Source organism: Brunnivagina elsteri CCALA 953 (assembly GCF_002289455.1).
In the GTDB taxonomy this organism is placed as follows: Bacteria; Cyanobacteriota; Cyanobacteriia; order Cyanobacteriales; family Nostocaceae; genus Brunnivagina; species Brunnivagina elsteri.
On the sequence record NZ_NTFS01000031.1, the window covers coordinates 1 to 20,689 of the forward strand.

Annotated in this window: 13 protein-coding genes; 5 read left to right on the forward strand and 8 right to left on the reverse strand. The window is 39.6% G+C overall.

The window, feature by feature from the left end; translation table 11 throughout:
- Nucleotides 1-227 precede the first annotated feature (227 nt).
- The 3 genes from hpnI to CK510_RS04670 all read right to left on the reverse strand — a co-directional run bounded on the left by hpnI (nucleotide 228) and on the right by CK510_RS04670 (nucleotide 3,719).
- Nucleotides 228-1,418 (reverse strand): bacteriohopanetetrol glucosamine biosynthesis glycosyltransferase HpnI, encoded by a 1,191-nt coding sequence (gene hpnI, locus CK510_RS04660; protein ID WP_245911847.1) that lies wholly within the window; start codon nucleotides 1,416-1,418, stop codon nucleotides 228-230.
- 20 nt (nucleotides 1,419-1,438) lie between these two features.
- On the reverse strand, nucleotides 1,439-2,911 hold the full coding sequence (hpnJ, locus tag CK510_RS04665; RefSeq protein ID WP_095720586.1) for a hopanoid biosynthesis associated radical SAM protein HpnJ: 1,473 nt from the start codon (nucleotides 2,909-2,911) through the stop codon (nucleotides 1,439-1,441).
- A gap of 193 nt (nucleotides 2,912-3,104) precedes the next feature.
- A complete protein-coding gene (locus CK510_RS04670) occupies nucleotides 3,105-3,719 on the reverse strand; it encodes a cobalamin-dependent protein (protein WP_095720587.1) in 615 nt (204 codons plus the stop codon).
- Between the two features lie 149 nt (nucleotides 3,720-3,868).
- Between CK510_RS04670 and CK510_RS04675 the strand changes: the two genes are divergently transcribed.
- Nucleotides 3,869-5,497: a cyclic peptide export ABC transporter gene (locus CK510_RS04675; RefSeq protein ID WP_095720588.1), complete on the forward strand. Its 1,629-nt coding sequence runs from the start codon at nucleotides 3,869-3,871 to the stop codon at nucleotides 5,495-5,497.
- Between the two features lie 372 nt (nucleotides 5,498-5,869).
- Here the strand turns inward: CK510_RS04675 and CK510_RS04680 are convergent, their stop codons facing one another.
- The gene (locus CK510_RS04680) at nucleotides 5,870-9,085 is read right to left on the reverse strand and encodes a glycoside hydrolase family 15 protein (protein WP_095720589.1); all 3,216 of its coding nucleotides are present in this window, start codon (nucleotides 9,083-9,085) and stop codon (nucleotides 5,870-5,872) included.
- A gap of 1,362 nt (nucleotides 9,086-10,447) precedes the next feature.
- Here CK510_RS04680 and mgtE point away from each other — a divergent pair.
- Nucleotides 10,448-11,791 (forward strand): magnesium transporter, encoded by a 1,344-nt coding sequence (gene mgtE / locus CK510_RS04685; protein WP_095720590.1) that lies wholly within the window; start codon nucleotides 10,448-10,450, stop codon nucleotides 11,789-11,791.
- A gap of 234 nt (nucleotides 11,792-12,025) precedes the next feature.
- On the opposite strand, the gene nagA is transcribed toward mgtE, so the two are convergent.
- Entirely contained in the window at nucleotides 12,026-13,216 is a 1,191-nt protein-coding gene (gene nagA, locus CK510_RS04690) for an N-acetylglucosamine-6-phosphate deacetylase (RefSeq protein WP_095720591.1), read from the reverse strand.
- 150 nt (nucleotides 13,217-13,366) lie between these two features.
- The gene (locus CK510_RS31480; protein ID WP_158224841.1) at nucleotides 13,367-13,531 is read right to left on the reverse strand and encodes a hypothetical protein; all 165 of its coding nucleotides are present in this window, start codon (nucleotides 13,529-13,531) and stop codon (nucleotides 13,367-13,369) included.
- A 50-nt stretch (nucleotides 13,532-13,581) separates the two neighbouring features.
- Between CK510_RS31480 and purE the strand changes: the two genes are divergently transcribed.
- Nucleotides 13,582-14,097: a 5-(carboxyamino)imidazole ribonucleotide mutase gene (purE, locus tag CK510_RS04695; protein WP_095720592.1), complete on the forward strand. Its 516-nt coding sequence runs from the start codon at nucleotides 13,582-13,584 to the stop codon at nucleotides 14,095-14,097.
- 842 nt (nucleotides 14,098-14,939) lie between these two features.
- The gene (locus CK510_RS04700) at nucleotides 14,940-16,538 is read left to right on the forward strand and encodes an ammonium transporter (protein ID WP_095720593.1); all 1,599 of its coding nucleotides are present in this window, start codon (nucleotides 14,940-14,942) and stop codon (nucleotides 16,536-16,538) included.
- A gap of 235 nt (nucleotides 16,539-16,773) precedes the next feature.
- On the opposite strand, the gene CK510_RS04705 is transcribed toward CK510_RS04700, so the two are convergent.
- Nucleotides 16,774-17,376: a hypothetical protein gene (locus CK510_RS04705; protein ID WP_143289224.1), complete on the reverse strand. Its 603-nt coding sequence runs from the start codon at nucleotides 17,374-17,376 to the stop codon at nucleotides 16,774-16,776.
- A 489-nt stretch (nucleotides 17,377-17,865) separates the two neighbouring features.
- On the opposite strand from CK510_RS04705, the gene CK510_RS04710 reads away from it, so the two are divergent.
- Nucleotides 17,866-19,176, forward strand: a complete 1,311-nt coding sequence (locus CK510_RS04710) for an alkaline phosphatase (protein WP_373695782.1) — start codon at nucleotides 17,866-17,868, stop codon at nucleotides 19,174-19,176.
- A gap of 70 nt (nucleotides 19,177-19,246) precedes the next feature.
- Here CK510_RS04710 and CK510_RS04715 read toward each other — a convergent pair whose 3' ends face one another.
- The gene (locus tag CK510_RS04715; RefSeq protein WP_095720596.1) at nucleotides 19,247-20,167 is read right to left on the reverse strand and encodes a DUF5895 domain-containing protein; all 921 of its coding nucleotides are present in this window, start codon (nucleotides 20,165-20,167) and stop codon (nucleotides 19,247-19,249) included.
- Nucleotides 20,168-20,689: the final 522 nt, after the last annotated feature.

Sequence of the window (20,689 nt, forward strand, 5' to 3'; positions counted from 1 at the left end):
TCATTAACAGCATCCATTGCCCGTCCAATAGTTTTTTTCTTCTGAGGCATTCCCTCAGAAGAAAAAAACTATTGGACGGGCAATGGATGCTGTTAATGATGGCTTTGTTTTTGTAGTTAATACAACCGCTTCGGTAATGTTTTTGGGTAAAGTTGCGAATTATAGTTGGGAGTAAAAATTTAGGAGAGTGCAAATGAAAGTTATGCGATAAGCGGAACTTAATGTGGTCAGCATATCGCAATCATTTTACCATCTTTTGCCAGCTTTAATCTGCGTCCTCGCCATTCAATTCTGTTGTCTAGAAAGCAATAACACCAGATGAAAAAGCTGAATAAATCGCAGAATGGAATTAACCACAAACATTTTTTCACTAATGAGTCTTTAAGAGAGATTACTCCTACTACCCAAGCCATAATTAATCTTGTTAACCACGTAATAAAGAGTACTCCAAAGCTTACGTAAGAGGCATTTGACCGATATCCATACTGAGATACATTAAATACTAGTAATGCAAAACTTGTAGCGATGCCATAGGTAAAAATTAGTCCTAAGTAACCCCAAGTGCGAGAGACACGAATACAGGAAGCCCAACGAATTTGCTGTTTAATTGCATCAATAATAGAGATAGCGCTAAGTTCGTGTTCGACTATATATTGGGAAAGTACGACTTCGTAACCTGCTTGGGCTGGTAGGTAGCCCAGTTGAAAATCGTCGGCAAGATAATCCGCGATCGCTTCAAATCCACCGATGTCTATTAGGGCTTGTTTGCGAATGACGATTGTTTGTCCAAAGCCAAATTTTATACTGCCTTCGAGTTGATTACTAACTAAGACTCCGGCGCTAAATTCAGTAGTTTGTCGTAGTGCCTCAATAATTGTTACCCAGTTTTGAGCTAGGGAACGATATAAACAGGTGACAACACCAACATTTTCGTTTTGAAATGGTTGGATAACTTGTTTTAAATAATCCCTACCAACTCGAATATCGCTATCAGCAAGCACAAGAATGGGATGTTTGGCAGAAACTGCTGCGTTTGCCAAGTTGCTAACTTTCAAGTTTGTACCAATAATGCGATCGCAAATCACAAGTTCTACATCAAGTTTTGGGAAGTCATGAATAATTTGATTGATGATGGGAATTGCAGTATCTTCAGAATCGCGAACGCTAAATACAATTTGGAAGTTGGGATAATCTTGTTGGCAAAAGGTTGCTAAATTATCGTAAAGGTTGCCGTCACTACCACAAATTGGTTTGAGAATGGTGACTGGGGGATTATAGTTTGGATCGAATGCATATGGATGCCGAAAAAATGAAAGTCCAGCATATATTCCGTAGCAGTAAAAACAAATCGAACCTAAACACAGAACTAGCAAAATTAAATTAATCAGATTTAAATTAATCAGACTTGAATTAATCATAATCAACTTATTCTGGCACATTAGCTAACAACAGCTTGATGAGATGTGGCATTTTCTGCGGCTTTTTGATGTCTTTCGTTGAGATAAGAAAAGAATTCTACCCCTTCTCGAAGACGACGCACCATCATTTGTCTATCTCCGAGCATTTCCCGTACAATGGGGAAAATTGCTTGGGGACGAAAATAAAATTTTCGGTACATTCTTTCCACAGCATCTTCAATTTCGGCACTGGAAATTGTTGGATATTGTAATGTAGAAGTTTGGATTCCCGAGTCTGCGACTAAGGATTGATTTGTAGATTGATTTGTAAACCAATTATTTGCTTTTGCTTGTTCATAAAGTTCCGTTCCCGGATATGGTGCAGCGATGGAAACTTGTATAGTATGGGGACTAAGTTCACAAGCAAACCGCATCGTTTCTTCAACTGTTTCTTTAGTTTCAATCGGTAAGCCAATAATAAATGTACCGTGAACGGTTATACCAAGCTTGTGGCAATTTTTCATAAATTCCTTTGCCGCTTCCAGTTTTATCCCTTTTTTAATCCGGTTGAGAATGTCTTGATTTCCGGATTCAAATCCTACCAGCAACAACCGTAAACCATTATCACGCAATGCTTTTAACGTGTCATAATCTAAATTCGCACGAGCATTACAACTCCAAGTCAGATTGAGACGCTTCATGTGTTCGCTAATTGCGATCGCACGATGTTTATCAATCGTAAAAGTGTCATCATCAAACATATATTCCCGTACCTTGTCACCAAAAAGCACTTTTGCTTCTGCCATTTCCCGTCCAACTGCATCGGGAGTTTTGGTTCGGTATAAATGCCCACCAATTGTTTGAGGCCAAAGACAAAAAGTACACTTTGCTGGACAACCTCGCCCAGTGTAGAAGGAAATATACGGGTGTTGCAAGTATCCAATAAAGTACTTGGAAATATCTAAATCACGAGCATAAACTGGCAGCACACTGGGCATTGCATCCCAATCATGAATTAATTGGCGTTCTTCATTGTGGCGAATATTACCAAATTTATCGCGGTAACTTAAACCAGTTATTTCGTCCCAATTTTTACCTTCTGCCAGTTCTTTGCAGGTGTAATCAAATTCATTGCGACAAACAAAATCAAGAACTTGGTTATTTTCGAGTGTTTCTGATGCTAAAACTGCCACATGCGCTCCCACAAAACCGATTTGAACATTCGGGTTTTGAGCTTTGATTGCTTCAGCACATTTCACGTCATTTACTAATGAAGGGGTGCTGGTATGCATGATTACTAATTCGTAATCTTTAGCTATTTCCAACACATCTTCAATGGTTTGATTATGAGGAGCCGCATCTACAAGTTTGCTACCGGGAATTAAAGCTGCTGGCTGTGCTAACCATGTTGGATACCAAAAAGAGGTAATTTCCCGTTTTGCCTGGTAGCGAGAGCCAGCACCACCGTCAAAACCATCAAAGGAAGGAGGGCTTAGTAATAAGGTTTTTTTCATGTTTTTGTTTTGTACTGTTTATTAAGATATCAGGATTTATGAGTTAATTAACCGCAGATGAACGCAGATAGACGCGGATAAATTCATTATTTTGCGACATTAGGGTTAAGTATTGATGAAAATTATATACCTCTTTCTTCTTCCCTTGGCGTTTTGGCGTACTTGGCGGTTAATTCCCCTGTCTATATTTTATTTACCACAAAATGACGAATCTTTTGCAATGATATGCAGGTGTGGGAAACTCAGTTAAAGGTAAACGTTCTTGAGTTTCAAAGCGAATTTGTTGGGTTGGAGGTTGATTATTTTGGTCTAAATATATGATTAATTTATCGGTTGCATCTCCCAATTCTCCCAAACTCAAAATATCAAAATCCGGGTAATATTCAGGACAACCAGAAACCGAAGGACCACCAACAATGGTAATTTTACCTTGAATGTGCGCCAATTCATTGATTTGATTTATTTGCGATCGCTGGATATGCATTCCACTGACAATGACTACATCACACCAACGGTAATCACGTAGTGTCGCTGGTTTGATATTTTCGTCAACAAAGCGCACATCCCATTCTTGGGGCAAATAAGCAGCTATAACCAAAATACCCTGTGGTGGCATAAAAGCCTTTACTTTTCCCGTCAATGGGTAAGCATGGTGAAATGTCCCAAAGGAAGGAGTGTACTTTGGAAAAATGCAGAGAATACGGCGATAATTAACAGGAATGTAGCGACTTCCAGGAATTGCGGAAGTTCTTGTTGAAGGCTTTGTTGCTGTAAGTTGGTTATCGAAGGGTTTTAAATTTACAGTCATTGCCAAAATTACCCGAATACAATTTTGGATTCATTCTGTATAAGTTTAGAATGTTTGCCAGTAGTCGGAATCTAATTGCAAGCAAAAGTTACACAATGGAGCAACACAGACTTATTCCCAATGCCCAATTCCCAATTCCCCAATAATATATGAATTTAATTATCTTTTTACTGCGATCGTCGTGGAAAATAGTTGCGATCGCAATTGTCACTGGTTTTCTGAGTGGTAGTAGTAGTGCTAGTCTCATCGCTTTAATTAGCAATGCCACAACTCAAAATCAAGGTGCTTCTCTAACTTTACTGGCTTGGGGTTTCGTGGGTTTGGCTTTAATTTCCCTAGTCACAAGCATTATTTCCCAGGTTTCCCTAATCCGTTTATCACAACAAGCTGTATTTCAATTGAGAATGCGTCTATGTCAGCAGATCCTAGCATCTGAACTTAGTCATCTCGAACAAATGGGAACCCCCCGTTTACTTGCTACCCTCACGGAAGATGTACAAGCAGTCGCAAATGCAGTTTACACGGTTCCATTTTTGTGCATCGATATCGCCATAGTTATCGGCTGTTTGATATACATAACTTGGCTATCTTGGCAAGTCATAATCCTGGTAATTATCTTAGCTGTTGTTGCGATTAGTAGTTGTGAGTGGATTACCAAACAGGGTAGTAAAAACCTGGCATTTGCTCGTGAAGATGAGGATATATTATTTAAACATTTCCGTACAATTACAGAAGGGATAAAGGAGCTTAAGTTACATTATCAACGACGAGAAAGTTTTATAACCAAACAACTTCAAGTAACTGCAAACATATACAAACAACACTATACCAGAGGTTTAACGTTTTTTGCGACAACAAATACTTGGGGAAGGTTAATATTTTTCTTCTCCATTGGGTTTGTATTATTTGCCCTACCAAAATTCATTACTTTTAACTTGCAAACCCTGTATGGTTACATCTTGACTTTCACATATCTGATGATGCCGATGGATAATATTATTAGTAAATTGCCCCTACTTAGTCAAGCTGCGATCGGATTAGAAAAAATCGAGTCTTTGGGGTTATCTTTAGCTAGTCGTGCTGAAAATTCCACTGTTCCCCCCAATATTAAATCATCTTGGCAGCGTTTAGAGATTAAGCAAGTCACCCATACTTACCATACCGAGCAAGAAGATGGTAAATTTAAAATTGGTCCGATTAATTTGACCCTATACCCGCAAGAACTTGTATTTATTGTAGGTGGAAATGGTAGCGGCAAATCTTCTTTAGCAAAGTTAATTACTGGGTTATATATTCCCGAAAGTGGAGAAATTTGCTTTGATGGGAAATTAATTACTGATGATAATCGGGAATGGTATCGACAGCATTTTTCAGTAGTATTTGCAGATTTTTACTTGTTTGATGAATTATTCGGGCTAGAAGATAAAAATTCTAACTTAGATAAGCAAGCACAAAAATATTTAAAAGTACTCCAACTTCAGGATAAAGTAACTATTGAAAATGGTGTCCTCTCCAACATATCACTTTCCCAAGGACAACGCAAACGCTTGGCATTACTAACAGCTTATTTAGAAGATAGACCAATTTACTTATTTGATGAATGGGCAGCAGACCAAGACCCAGCATTTAAAGAACTATTTTATACCAAGTTACTGCCAGAATTACGAGACAAAGGAAAAACAATATTAGCAATTACCCATGACGATCGCTATTTTCATGTTGCAGACAGAATTATCAAACTTGATTACGGCAAAATCGAATCAGAAACAAGTCAATAAACTATATCCCCGACTTCTAGAGGGGATAAAAATGGAATATTTGTAAATTTTATTTAAAAAAGAAAAATAGGGGATTATTCGTGGTACTATTGTTTTACAGTTGACAATTATTTAATAATGGGGATTGCTGAAATTTTTAAAAATGCGACTATCCGATTATAATAAAGTCAAGATATTCAATTAATATAATAATACCACAAATAGAAGCAAAAAAAATATTTACAAAAATTAAAAATATTCAGAATTGCGATAAGCAGAACTTAATAGACATCGACCGAATTTAATGATATGTTCCCCAGAACCCTTGTCGTACCTCTACGTCTCTACGTCTTTTCCGGAGATTTTAGCATACTTACCACTCTGCGTTTCCAACTAAACTGGTGTAGCTTCAGCAAACTCCGTCAAGAACCTAAACGCCTTAACTATATAACTAGCACATTCCTGAGGCGACTTATTGTAAAAAGAACGCCATGCAGAAGCCTTATCTTCGTCATATCTATCCCCACGTTCGGGTTTCATCTCCAACCATGCTAACCTGACTGCGTGACCAATCAACACATCTAAAACAATGTAATCTTCAACCTGTAAATCAGAATTTTCCGATGCGATCGCACCTAATTCCATCAGTGTCTCAATACAGATTTGCCGATATTCTGGTGCTTCGATTTTATTTAGCAAATGCTCAACCCGCAAAGCAAAGTTTTTCTCTCCTGCTGTCATTTCCGCAAGCATAATCTCACTATCAAGTCGGTTGCGACGTTCAAGTTTATCTCCAATCACCACCCCTTTGCAATGCTCCATCGCTGACCACACATTTTGATAAAATCCTTGGGGAACCCTTCCCGTTGAACCTTCAGCTTTACGGTAACGTCTCCAACCTCCCTCTGGTACTTCTATTTCTGCTTCTACAATCGGGGATAGTACTAACCAGTTGATTTCACTGTCTTTTTTCTTGATGTGTAATGATTCTTGTTGCCGTAAAACACTACTTAAACCTGCATATTCTTGCATCACTTTTCGCAGTCTACTTTTCACCTCAAATGGTGATAACTGCATCAGTTTTTCGTATGCTTCATCCTGAGTAATAATCGATTTACGGGCAATTTCACTTGTCAATAGTAAAATTAGATAACCAACCCGTATTGTAAGTAATCCTTTAAATAATTCCGGTTCGGATTTAATTAAGTTGCTCAAATAGATGAGGATTTCTTGGGTTAAAACGCGATCGCGCACATCATCACGACAGAAATTGTTGATTTTCTCGACTATTTCGCTGTGGGATAAGGGTGATGTCATCAAGGAATCTTCGCTATATGCTTTACCAACGGCGATTTGTTTGCCACGTACAATAATACTGGTGACGATATCTGATAAACTAATATCTGCCATTTGTCGTAAACCCGCAGAACGACGCACCACAGCCCAAAGTCCTAATTCGGCAGCTTTGTTGTATACTTCGTCAAGTAAGTCGTCAACTGTAACGCGATCACGACTACCACCAAACCCAGTGTCAAATTCTAAACTTTGGGATTTACTTAGGGTTTGTAATAACTCGATTTGTTCGTAAATATTTTCTGAGACAAGCAAACGGGGAAGCAGTACTTCTAAGTTGGTTTCGTACTCCATCTGAAATTCTTGGATGTTCCCTAACTGCCCAATTTTTTCAGGATTGAATGCTAAATATTTGCGTCTAGGGATGGCATTTTGGACTGAGGAATGTAAAAACTCGAAGTTTTGTAGGTAGTCAATCCGCTCAATCCCACCTGTTAAAATTAATTGGTTGAGTTTGCCTAACTTTACCCTGACTCCATTACAAATCCCATCTTTGAGTTCTTGCATGATTTCCAGCAAGGCTTCACTACCTACTTCTAACATTGTATGGGTCAACATTAATGTTAAAGTCGGTCTTCCTAAATCATTCCAGTATTTTTGGATGTATGCTAGTTCACTGCGGAGTAGATCGACTAAAAAGTGATAATCGAGGGTTAAATAGAATTGCTGTGAATCTAAAAAAGATGGTAAAAATATTACAGTCTCGCTATTAAGTCGAAAGAATCGTGAAGTCGTTAAACTGCGAGGGCGACGGGGTGGACGACCTGTTAATCCTAGTTTATCGTTACGTCCAATTTGAGTATAAATTAATATCAGGTCTTCCGATTCGCGAACTTGGATTGGTTCGACTTGCTTAGGAGTTTGCGTTTCAATTCCGTAGACTTCAAGCTTCGCTTGTAAATCCTCATCTTCAGCCAAAAGGGCAATTTGTACCAGCGCTTCGCGATTTTTGCCCATCGTTAAATGTCTACCCAGAGGATCGATATCTCCAAGGGCAATTAATCCTTCACTTAATAATCTTCCCAGATAGAATAAACTTTGCGCCCAAACTAAAGGTACATTTTCATTGGCTAAACGCTCTTGACTTTGGGGATTGGCTTTTTCAGCTTCGATATTTTCTTGGGGTACAATGTAAAGTTCGGGTAATAACAGCATTCCATCCCGTTCAACCAGTACATTAGCTAAAGCCTGCTGATAAAATTCAACTTGTTCCTTATCACCACGAAACAACCCATCAAGAACAAGATAAGTGAAAAACAACGGCCATTCACACTCAATATGCTCAAATTGCTTTAATTCCCAAGGTTCGTAATGCAAGCGATGGCTATCTTCCAAAACAGTTTGGTGTCCATCCCGCAAAAACCGCTTACAGCCGTAATTCCCAGCCAACTTATCAATGATATCGTTACGAGTGCGATCGCGCAGTTCCACATCTTCCACAGCAAACGCAGGATAACTAATCACACTCAACAAAGCAGCATCAATTTCCTTAGATGCCGATTCCCTGGGTAATAAGGATTCTAACGTCAAACGGGTACGGGCAATTTCATCAGCTAAAGCATGAATCACCGAAGCTTGACTTCCCCTTACCCCAAATAAATCGAGTCCATTGATTGCTTCCAGAGCAGCTTTTGCCATCCCCACAGAACTAGCATTTAATTCCGCACTGCCATGATTGATTTTATTACCCCTTTCCCAAATTCCATAATCGGGGGTACGATAGGCTCGACCAATATAATAAACCAAATTCTGGACAAAATTAACCTCATCCAGGGTATAAACAATTTGTAACCCCGATGCAGTCATCTGTGCCAACATCAACAAAAATATCGAAGTCGCATCAAGTTGTAAATGTCCCCATTCATCATCACCCACCACAATATCCCCAGTAGTGGTATTATATTTCGCGTGCAGGGCATCTAATGGGTATTGGGTATGTTTAAATTTCTCAACCTTATGAGCTTGTCGCATCATCGCAAACAACAAACCCCGCATTAACTTGACTGTACTATGTTCCAGTTCGTAGGTACGTCCGCGATCGTCATCGACTTTGCGGTAAGCTAAACCCAAACCCCAAACCGCTAAAATGCTGTAAACATTATCGCGCACCCATGCATCAGTATAGTCCCCATGTGCTGTTATCGCTGTACTCGCAGGCAATAAGCCAGTAATGGGATTTTGGCGGTTGAGAATTATTGTCTTGACTTGCTGGTAGTAAAATTCAAGACGAGTTTGCTGTTCACTGGCAGTCTTCATAGTTTATGCGGGGAAATCAGTTATTTTACGACTGAGAGGGAAGCGACACGAGTTTTATCTTATCCCCTGTATGCCACTTCTGGATAGGTTTCAGACAAAATAAATGCTTGCTTTAAGTTAGTTTATTTTATTTTTGAGAAACTATCACATTTCGATCGGGAATTGCAAGATTGAAAAATATCCGCTATTTCGCTGAAAGCTGCTATTATTCCCTATAGATATGTCGCTACATAATTATTAGCTAGCTATTTGCTGTACCTTTATCCACTAAATCGCTGCAATGCAAAACGCTAACAATCCCCTTTAGGAGCGATCGCAAAATCTCAAGTTTTCTTTCCGAAGATGGTAGCATCTGCGCCAGAAAAATTGGAATCTAAGAAGTGAAATTGTTGAAAGAGAAGGAGATGGTTTTCATCTATAGATTTTTGTCACTTTTATTTATCGAAAAGTGAAGCTTTACTTAAACTATTGTAGTATAAAAATGTAAAAGCTTGACGAATATTTGCACTAAGTACTTAAGTAATGAACCAAAGTTATTAATAACTTTATAAACCGCTTCACATACTTCACAGGAACTGTAAAAAATATCAACTATACAGATGGGGAAATTACTTATTAAGTATTTGAATATTATTTGACATAGATTTAGAAGTGAAATATTTCCGAATACTCAGAACTAGAGTTTTTATTAATACTCTTTCCTTTCTACCTTTGTTATAAATTAGATATCGACCAAATTTAATTATGCGTTACCCAGAATCCTTTGAGAGACTGCGAAGTTGCCGTATTCGCAGTCTCTAAGTCTTTTCCACTCCTATGTCTATTGTATTCGTTAATGTAATTTTAATTTGGGGATATATGAGATTTATTAAATAGCCGGATAATTCTTTTCTGTGGATGTAATTTGTATTTAATATTTGGGTTTGTTGAAAAACTGGGAAAATTGCCGTTAACGCTCTTATATTGGGCGAATATTGTGAATATCCCCTTATAATCAGCGGACAAATACCAAAGTTATTAAGTGTAATTATTGTAACTCAGTCAAAATTACAAATGAATTATTCTTATATGCTTGACACAGATAGAGAGAGTAGTAAAATTTACTCAATTCCAATAGTCAATTCGGGCACAATAAATTAAATATTGTGCTGAATGTAACTCATTCCTGCATAATCAAGGTTGGCATCTACCGGATTATGTTATTCCGGGTTAAGATTATTAACTAGCGATGCCTTAATTTGGATATCGATGTTGAATTTTTAAGGATTTATGGACAAAAGTCCGCATGGCAGTATTATCCTCCTCTAAGCTGGCGAGAATCAGTCTCCCAGCGCGGGGGAGTCCATAGGAGAGGAGGCTTTTATGCTCATACAGGATATTCGCAATTCGATTGTTGATATCGCTGACTTGAACCAGTTGAAGTTTGATTTGAATCGTTTGCAACCTGTGGATGTGGGTGAATATATTTCCCAATTACCCGAAAAACAGCGTGCGATCGCATTTCGATTACTGAACAAAAGTCAGGCAATTGATGTTTTTGAATACTTACCACCAGAAGTACAAGAGGAACTGATTAATTCACTACATGATGTGCAGGTAGTGCAGCTTGTAGAAGCCATGAGTCCAGACGATCGCGCAGAATTGTTTGATGAGTTGCCTGCAAAAGTCGTCAAGCGGTTATTACAGGAACTAAGTACCGAGCAACGACAAGCAACAGCAACAATTCTCGGATATGCCGAAGCAACAGCCGGAAGGTTGATGACGACGGAATATGTCTGGTTGCGGGAAGGTTTGACAGTTGGTGAAGCGCTGAGTAAAATTCGTCGTCAAGACGAAGATAAGGAGACTATTTACTACGCTTACGTTACCGACGACAACCGTAAACTCGTGCGAGTGGTGTCATTACGTCAGTTATTGTTCACCTTTCCCGATGTTTTGATTAAAGAAATTGCTAGCGATAGAGTTCTTAAAGTCCATACCGAAACCCCCCAGGAAGATGTCGCGCAAATCATGAAGCGCTATGACTTAATTGCTTTACCTGTGGTGGATCGGGAAGAGCGTTTGGTGGGTATTATCACCATCGATGACGTTGTGGACATCTTAGAAGAAGAAGCAACTGAAGATATTCAGAAATTAGCTGGTGTCAGTGGTGATGATGGTGCTTTAGCTCATCCCCTCGTTACCATTCGCAAACGCTTACCGTGGTTGCTGGCAATTATGGGATTATATATAGGAGCTTCCAGTGCGATCGCGCCATTTCAAGGGGTGATTTCCTCGGTTCCCGTGCTTGCTGTCATCATGCCCTTATTTTCCAATACTGGTGGTACTGTTGGGGTTCAAGCTTTGACTGTCACGATTCGTGGACTCGGTATTGGAGAAATTACAACTAAAGACACCTTGAAGATTCTCCGTAAGGAACTGACTGCGGGATTGGCTACTGCTGTGACATTGGGGATAACAATGGTCATGCTTTCGATGATTTGGGCACAACCTCAAGAACGTTGGGTGGGTTTTGTTGCGGGGATTGTCATGGCGACTAATACACTTGTTGCGGTCACATTAGGCACTTTCTTACCAATGGGTTTAAAGCGGTTAAAATTAGACCCAGCATTAATTAGTGGTCCTTTAATGACTACTCTTTTAGATGCGATCGGTTTTGTCACGTTTCTGTCGATGATTTCTGTGGCATTACACTTTTTTAAGTAAGAAATGCAACTTAAGTAATTTAAAATGCGATCGCATTCGGGGAATTAGATTTATCTCTAATTCCCTTATTTTTTTATGCTAAACCTAGTCCATTTCGGAACCCGGAGTTTTTGATTATAATGTGTTTAATTTATACAAAGCATCGAAATATTAAATATCCTTTGCGAGAACCCCGTAGGGGCAAACGGTTGTTTGCCCTAATTTATTTGTCCAGATTTATTTGCTTTCTCAGAACTAAGCAAATCTTTGCCAAGTTAATTCTCCGGTAGTTTCCTGAAAATGCCAGCGTAAAAGATGATTAATTCGTGAACCAATGATATTAGAGGGTAAACCGATCGCTTGACGTGGGGAATCAGTTGCAAGTGCGATCGCATCTTCTACTTGACAAATTCCCCATTTAACTAAATTTTGTACCCCAACGAATAAAGGTAATGTAGTACCCGATAAGGTTCCATCAGCAAGTTTAGCAGTTCCATGTTTGACCTCGATTTCCCGACTATCCCAAGGATAAACCCCATCTGGTAAACCTAAAGGAGCTAAAGCATCGCTAACTAAAAACAAACCTTGCTGATAATTACTAGCACGCAACAATATATCCAACATTATTGGGGAAACATGTTCCCCATCGGCAATAAAACCACACATAGCATTGGGATTTGCGATCGCAGCACCTAATAAACCGGGTTGACGATGGTGTAATGGTGGCATTGCGTTGAATGCATGTGTCACCATCGTTGCACCATCTGTAAATGCCTGCTGTGCTTGCTTTGCAGTGGCTTGGGAATGCCCTAAACTCACAATAATACCCAAACTACGCAAATAGGGAATTACTTCCCCTGTGATGTCTAATTCTGGTGCTAAGGTAATGACTTTGACGAAATTAGAATTATTTCCTAATACTCGTTTAACTTCATCCACAGTCAAGGGTAAAAGATATTCTTGAGGATGTGCGCCACGTTTCTGGTAATTTAGAAATGGTCCTTCCAGATGTAAACCCAGAATTTCTGCAAATTTACCCCCACGAAGTCGTTCTGCACTGATAAAATCAGCAGTGACAGCCATTAATTTTATACAACGGTGGATATTTTCCACGGAAGTGGTGACTATGGTGGGTAAAAATCCATCAACACCACAATTCCATAGGTATTCGCTGATTTTGCCGAGAAAAGCAGCATCTTTTTCGTCAAAGTCGGGAAAAGCTAAACCCAAAGCACCATTAATTTGTAAATCGACACCACCTAGAGATACCAAGTCTCCAGCAAAATCAATCACTGGATTGGATTTGGAAAGATTTTCCATCGGCAGAACTTCTTCAATAATCCCTTCCCGATTCACCAATAACATTTGCAATTCTTTGTAACCAGGTACACGAGCATTGATAATATCTATAGGAGTTACTACAGGATTCTGTATGGCTTCTGTCATAAATTTTGGCAAGTAATAGTTATAACTGACCAAATTTTAATGAAAAATTGTAATAGGACAATAGGTATATACTGCTTTTCGTTTAGATACAATCCAAAATCTAATATGTAGAAACGCGATGTATACCCTAAACGGCTAATAATTTAACTTTTACCATGAACACAAAAATGCAAATATTCTCCGTAGCGAAGCTTCCCGCAAGGGTAGTTTGGTGGGAAAAGCATCTCCCCACCAACCTCTCTCCACCAACCTCTCTGCGTAACTTTGCGTTTCACTCTGCGAACCTCCGCGTTTAAAAGCTAAACTCCAAGCCATTTTTAGTACATCATGTCTCTACAAATCCAAAATCCGCAATTTAAAATCCTATGTCCCCATTAATCGGTATTATCATGGGCAGCGACTCCGACTTGCCCACTATGAAAGATGCGATCGCAGTTTGTGAGGAATTCGATGTCGTCTGCGAAGTCGCTATTGTCAGTGCCCATCGTACACCAGAACGCATGTTTGAATACGCCAAAACAGCTTGCGATCGCGGCATTAAAGTTATTATCGCTGGTGCTGGTGGTGCTGCCCATCTCCCCGGTATGGTAGCATCCCTCACCCCTTTACCTGTGATTGGTGTTCCCATTTCTAGCCGTCAGCTTCAAGGCATTGATTCGTTATACTCCATCGTCCAAATGCCCGCAGGTATCCCCGTTGCCACTGTTGCCATCGGAAATGCCAAAAATGCTGGTCTTTTGGCTGTACAAATTATCGCTACTTTTCAACCGGAATTACTCGCAAAGGTACAAAAATATCGACAGGATTTACAAGAATCTGTCATGGCTAAACAATCAAAACTTGAAGAAATGGGATATCACAATTATTTAAATAATATGTAGCTTTGTATACGGAATCCCGAAATATTTTTGGTTTGAGCAGAGGGATATCTCAACCACAGTCAGCTTTTGATACTATGTCAAAAAAATTAACTTTCATTAGTTGGAATTATTCCTGAAGTCAACAAACCCTGACACAGTAAAGAATTCGAGGGTAATTACAGACTTGGAAATTTGTATATGAGTGTGAGAGCCGGGACAAACGGTATTGACTGTTACAGAATTATTGAGTATTAAAAATACACTATCATAATGTTTCATTAGTGTGATTACGAAATTTTGGAAGGCTCTTAATTTACAGTGAACCTGTGAGTTTTAGTTGCTTCCGAAGAATTTAGAAAAGAAGTCAGGAATTAGCATATATTCCGATAATTTAATTCGCCAATTTTCATTTTTGAGAGGGGAAAATTATAGTTTTAGTAACCAACAGATTTTATTGTTTTTGGTTAACTTCACTTTCCAAGGAGTGAGTATTTTGAAACAAAACGTCAAGGTTATTACAGGTGTGATGACAGCAATCGTAAAAAATTGTTAAAGACTCAGTGAAGAGTACTTGACTGTTGGAAAAACAACCTCATAATAAAGTCTTAATAAAAAATTAACCTGTTTTGCGAGACTGGTTTTGAGTTGCGATCGCGATCGCAATTAAACAAACAGGATTAGCTAAGTTTCTAATTTTCATGCATTTAATTTGCAGAAAATCAGAATTTGCTTCCGAAGTGACAATTTTGACGTTTTGATTACTGAAGCATCATTTCAGCCGTTATAAACCAGAAATATCTAACTTTGGGGGTTCTTTTAGACTGTTGATGTTCTGTTCTGGTTAGATACTTTTAAAGAGGACGATGTTAAAACTAAAACAAACTAAGAAATCGCAACGAAGAAGTCGCCATTCTGGAACTTCATCGACATATTTTTCAAGATACAGTTCAACAGCTTGGAGATTATTTAAATCCATCAAAGGGCTTTCCCCAACTTGGCAAGCGAGCATTCCCCTAGCTGGAATAATTGTCCTGGCATGGGGTTATGCAGCAGTGGCACAAACACCACCAGCAGCACCAACCACAACCGAACTCAAAGTTGCACTTGATACACTTTGGGTTGCGATCGCATCATTTTTGGTCTTCTTCATGAATGCCGGATTTTGCATGTTAGAAACGGGATTTTGTCGTCAGAAGAATGCCGTCAACGTCCTCGCAAAAAACCTGGTTGTATTTGCCTTAGCAACGGTTGCATTTTGGGCGATCGGCTTCGGATTCATGTTCGGAGAAGGTAACGACTTCATCGGATTGAATGGATTATTCCTCCAAGGTGCAGACAATAGCCCAGCCACTAACGATGCTTACAAAGGTATCTTCAGTTCGCTGAAATGGGCAGGTGTTCCCCTATTTGGAAAATTCCTCTTCCAATTAGCTTTTGCTGGTACAGCCGCGACAATTGTATCCGGCGCAGTTGCCGAACGAATTAAATTTGTTGACTTCTTAATTTTCAGTTTGTTACTCGTAGGTATTGCCTACCCCATCACCGGACACTGGATTTGGGGTGCTGGCTGGCTTGCTGACAGGGGATTCTGGGATTTTGCTGGTTCTACCGTCGTTCACTCCGTTGGTGGTTGGGCTGCCTTGATGGGAGCAATATTCCTTGGTCCTCGGATTGGTAAATACCAAGATGGACAAATTGTGGCAATGCCAGGTCATAACATGAGCATTGCGACTCTGGGTTGCTTGATTCTCTGGTTAGGTTGGTTTGGTTTCAATCCCGGTTCTGTAATGGCTGCTGACCCAGGTGCTATTACCCACATCGCTTTGACCACTAACTTGGCAGCCGCCTCTGGTGCAATTGCCGCAACTGCAACAGCTTGGTTGTATTTGGGTAAACCCGACCTGTCGATGATTATCAACGGTATTTTGGCAGGTTTAGTTGCCATTACCGCAGCTTGCGCTTATGTCACCCTCAACAGCGCTTTTATAATTGGATTAATCGCTGGTGTGATTGTCGTCTTTGCTGTCACATTTTTTGACCGTATAGGCATTGATGACCCCGTAGGTGCAACTTCCGTACACCTTGTCTGTGGTGTTTTTGGGACCCTGGCAGTTGGTTTATGGTCCGTTGGTCCTGGTGTATATTCCTGGTATGGGGAAGGTTTTGGTCCCACCAAGGGTTTACTTGTAGGTGGGGGAATCGATCAATTGGTAACTCAGTTGATTGGTGTTGTCGCTGTTGGTGCGATGACAGTTGTTCTCAGTAGTATCTTTTGGTTTGTGCTAAAGGCAACTTTAGGTATTCGTGTGACTGCTGCCGAAGAAATCGAAGGTTTGGATATTGGGGAACATGGTATGGAAGCTTACAGTGGTTTCTTGAAGGAAGCTGGTTCTGCTGGATTCGCTGAAGCTTCAAATTACGGGAAAATTCCCCCCCAAAGCGATTATCCAACGAAGTTTTAAGGAAGGTGGTTAGGGATTTTTAGAAAATAAAGTATCTCAACCATAAGCCCTTCAATTGTATCATTCGTGAGTAGGGGCGGGGAAACCCAGCCCCTACAGCAATTGTGGATGTGTTTGCATAAAACGGCTACATGAAAGTTTATAATCGAGAAAACTTTAGGGGTAAACGGTTGTTCACCCAGACATGCAATATAAGCAAAGCTTAACGCCAAGGGCGCATCACATAAGAATTCTTCTATGGTAAATATTTGAATTCATTTTGCAATATTTGTTGAGCTTCTCTAACTGTTTTCACCCTTCTTGATGTTAGAACTTCACTTTCTTTCGCTAAAATTTTAAATCCTTTGCCTTCTCTCATATAAACAATGGTGACAGGGAAGGGTTTGGCTCCATCTCGACCAATGCCTGTAATATATTCGGCTAAAACTATAATACCGTCTTCGTTGGGACCCGAAAAACCTAGCTGCAAAAACGATACAGCTTTTACCTTATGTACAGCCCAACCCTTAGGAGTTAAATCTTCCGATTGGGGAAAAGTATAAGCAACTCGGTTATTTTTAACTAAATATATCCCCAAATTCCTTTCACTTTTAATTGCAGGTACAAAGAAACAAGAACCGCATTCTTGTAAATTAACTCGAAAACTTTGGTTAATGATTGGGGTTTGCTTTAGTAGTACTTTGCGAACTTGACGTACATCCGTAGTTGAAAGCGGAGTCGGATTTACTTGTTTCGTTTGCGCTTGAGCGATATCAGTGCGAGGGTAATTAATATTTGGGCTGTAGAATCCAAAAAACGAAGCCGCACTAGCTGCTAATAAGAGATTAATTGTACGCATAGTTTTTCGAGTGCTAATTGTCATTTTCTTATCTGTCTTAAAATTTATTGATACAGCACTTCCGTCTGTAATGAGGTACATATAAAGAGATAAAAACCGCAGATAAACGCGGATATAGACGCTACTCTGCGAGAAGTCTCGCTAGCCTACGGCAACCTCTCCGATGTACGCTCGTCTAATGCGGCTACCTTTGGAAGTCACTCCGTGCCTACCCGCAGGGTACGCAGATGGGAGTGTACCTCACCCAAATGAAATGTGCTGTAACTACTACACCCATTTATATCTGATTTTCGGTCTCCGCACTATATGAATTTTAGAGTCTAATTATTACATGTGTTTCACCTCACAAAAAACGTTAACCGAATTTTAAAGTCATTAATCGTTAACTAGTGTTATGTTAATTTCCATTAACATTTGCCAAATTATTCATCTAAAAATCGAGTGAGTGGGGTTTTGAAAACTGTGGGTCATTTGTGTAAAATTATCACTCTGGCAACATTGAGTTTAGTTGTGATCGCAGGTTGCGCTCCTTCTCGTAACTCAAGTCAAGGAAATGTAATCTTTCTTCACCCTGATGGAACTAGTCCTTCCCATTGGGGTGCGGCAAGAATGTTAAATTATGGTCCCGATGGTAGGTTAAACTGGGATAAAATGTCCCACATGGGTGTTTACCTGGGACATATGAAGAACCAATTAACCGCAACTTCTAACGGTGGTGCGGTGACTCATGCAACCGGGATAAAGGTGAATGCTGATTCGTTTGGTTTGGATGAAAATTTTAAACCAGTTGTAGCAGCTTCTGGAAAAACTCAAACCATTATTGAAGAAGCGATCGCATCTGGCAAAGGTACAGCGATCATCAATTCGGGGATGATTCACGAACCCGGAACAGCCGCTTTTATCGCTAAAGTTCCCACTCGTCGCAACTTTGCCGAGATTACCAAGCAAGTAGTTGAATCCAATATTGATGTGATTTTGGGTGGTGGGGAAATGTGGTATCTTCCTAAAGGAACTGCGGGAAAGCACAGCACAGCAGAACAAAGTCAGCGCGCAGATAATGTAAATTTAATTGAAGTCGCGAAGAAGAAAGGTTATACGGTTGTATATACTCGTGAAGAGTTATTAAAATTACCTACGAATACTAAAAAAATACTGGGTGTTTTCGCAGCAGATGACACCTACAATGATGCTTCAGAGGAAGAGTTAAAACAGAAAAATTTACCTCTTTATGTCCCCACAGCACCCACTGTCGGCGAAATGTTGGATGTGACATTAAAGATTTTATCGGAGAAGAACAAAAACTTTATAGTGGTTTTGGAGGAAGAAGGTACAGATAATTTCTCCAACTTTAATAATGCCAAAGGTGCATTAGAAGCAATGAAACGTGCTGATGATGCGGTGGGTATTGCGATGAAGTATGTAGAGAAAAATCCAAATACATTACTAGTTACCGCCGCAGATAGTGATGCTGGGGGATTAGAATTAGTTGGAGTTACAGAAAGAGATTTTCCCCTCGATAAACCAATTCCCGAAAAAAGCGAAAATGGGGCACCTTGGGATGGTAAAGAAGGCAAATTAACACCTCCATTCGTTTCCGCTCCAAATCAAGAAGGAAAACGTTTTCCCTTTGCCATCGGTTGGTCAACTGGAGGGGATAATGCAGGTGCGATCGTTTCTAAAGCACATGGATTAAATGCCGATAAATTACCAAGTACCGTTGATAATACCGATATTTATCGGTTGATGTACCGCACTCTTTTTGGTAAGGAAATATCACCATATACCAAAACAAAGAAATAAATAAAAAAAATCTTGGAGAGGAAGACGTTCCCGTGGAACGTCTCTACGGTTTCAACAATACTTGTATTATTTAATAGGGTGGATACGCAAAGTCGTCTTCATCTGCATAAACGTAAGAAGAGTTTGCAACTCCTGCCATTGCCATCTTGTTGTTATTCCCGTTATTCCCATTACTCCCGTTATTCCCGCTATTACCATTATTTTCGGTGCGAGGTTGTTCTTTGCCAAATTCTTTATAATCTTCAAATATTCTGGTAATAATTGCTGATTCGGGAGAATCGGAAGCAATTAAATATTGGGTTAAAGTTGTAGGTGTGGGATGTTTATAGTTAGTTGTCGAAGCAACTAAAACAATATTCGGATGAATTCCTCTTTCTTCAGATTCGATGATTGGGCAAAAAATTCCGTGAGCATGAAATAAAGCACCTTTCGGCATGATTGGCTGTTGACGAAAATTGGCATATGCACGTTCGAGTTCAATCACGAATCCACCAGATGGTCTTCCCTGTTGGTATTCACAATAAGTTTTACTAAAACTTGCTCCAGCTGCACCATGTAACGTTAATTGTAATGGTGATTCATGCAGGAATTTTTGATTTTCATCCACCAAAAACACAAGGTAACGGGTAAAGGTTTTAAATTTGAGTTTATCTGCTAAAAATGCTTCATAGTTATCCCGTAATGTCCCCAGTTTTACTCCTGTTTCCCTGTCTTTCACCGATAGGGGACCACGACGTACTATAACTACTCTTGGAGTGGCACTTAGATAAACTGTTTCGATTCCAGATGTGAATTCATGCTCAACTTTCTGCCAGTTACTATCTGGTGTAAATCCTACAGATTGAGCATTATCGAGTTTAACCGCTAATCCGTGAGACTGTACCCCATCATCGTTATATCGCGGATTTATCATTTGGCACCAAGGAATCACTTGAGAAGGTGGTGCGTTAAATCTCTCATCCTCGAAATCGAATTTTGCAGATGCTTTCATAAAACCTCACGGTATGCGGGAAACTCAGTCACTTTTAGTGCTGAGAGGGAAGCGACACAAGTGGTTTTAACCACCGTGTTTTTGTATGCTGATTTTTAAATGGATATAATCCCAGGAACCAGCAAACCTGTTTAAGTCCCCTCGCTCAACACAGTTAAGATGTCTTGCCCTAAGCAACACTATTAACAAGATAGTTTAAAGATAATCCGAACTAGGGAAACATTCGGAAGTTCGTACCAAACTGCGTCTCAAATGAGCGTAAGTCTTACACGTAAGCCCTGTTACTTACAAGCTCAGTCCCTTTAGGGCTGAGTTATTGACATTTAAAGACGCTTGAAAGACGCTTGTCAATTAGATTTTGGATTTGAAATCGCGTTACGGTAGGATGGAAAATCCCCACACCTAACTACATCTAAGGTTGATTCTAAACTTTGGTTGATAAATACAAGAATAAACCGATAGAACTACTGTACCAGTTTCTCTCCAAATTTGTAACAAATTAAGGTTAATTAAAAGTCTGTT

Coding starts and splice junctions, on each gene's coding strand:
- hpnI (WP_245911847.1), bottom strand. CDS start 1,418: ATGATTAATTCAAGTCTGATTAATTTAAATCTGATTAATTTAATTTTG.
- hpnJ (WP_095720586.1), bottom strand. CDS start 2,911: ATGAAAAAAACCTTATTACTAAGCCCTCCTTCCTTTGATGGTTTTGAC.
- CK510_RS04670 (WP_095720587.1), bottom strand. CDS start 3,719: ATGACTGTAAATTTAAAACCCTTCGATAACCAACTTACAGCAACAAAG.
- CK510_RS04675 (WP_095720588.1), top strand. CDS start 3,869: ATGAATTTAATTATCTTTTTACTGCGATCGTCGTGGAAAATAGTTGCG.
- CK510_RS04680 (WP_095720589.1), bottom strand. CDS start 9,085: ATGAAGACTGCCAGTGAACAGCAAACTCGTCTTGAATTTTACTACCAG.
- mgtE (WP_095720590.1), top strand. CDS start 10,448: ATGCTCATACAGGATATTCGCAATTCGATTGTTGATATCGCTGACTTG.
- nagA (WP_095720591.1), bottom strand. CDS start 13,216: ATGACAGAAGCCATACAGAATCCTGTAGTAACTCCTATAGATATTATC.
- CK510_RS31480 (WP_158224841.1), bottom strand. CDS start 13,531: ATGGCTTGGAGTTTAGCTTTTAAACGCGGAGGTTCGCAGAGTGAAACG.
- purE (WP_095720592.1), top strand. CDS start 13,582: ATGTCCCCATTAATCGGTATTATCATGGGCAGCGACTCCGACTTGCCC.
- CK510_RS04700 (WP_095720593.1), top strand. CDS start 14,940: ATGTTAAAACTAAAACAAACTAAGAAATCGCAACGAAGAAGTCGCCAT.
- CK510_RS04705 (WP_143289224.1), bottom strand. CDS start 17,376: ATGCGTACAATTAATCTCTTATTAGCAGCTAGTGCGGCTTCGTTTTTT.
- CK510_RS04715 (WP_095720596.1), bottom strand. CDS start 20,167: ATGAAAGCATCTGCAAAATTCGATTTCGAGGATGAGAGATTTAACGCA.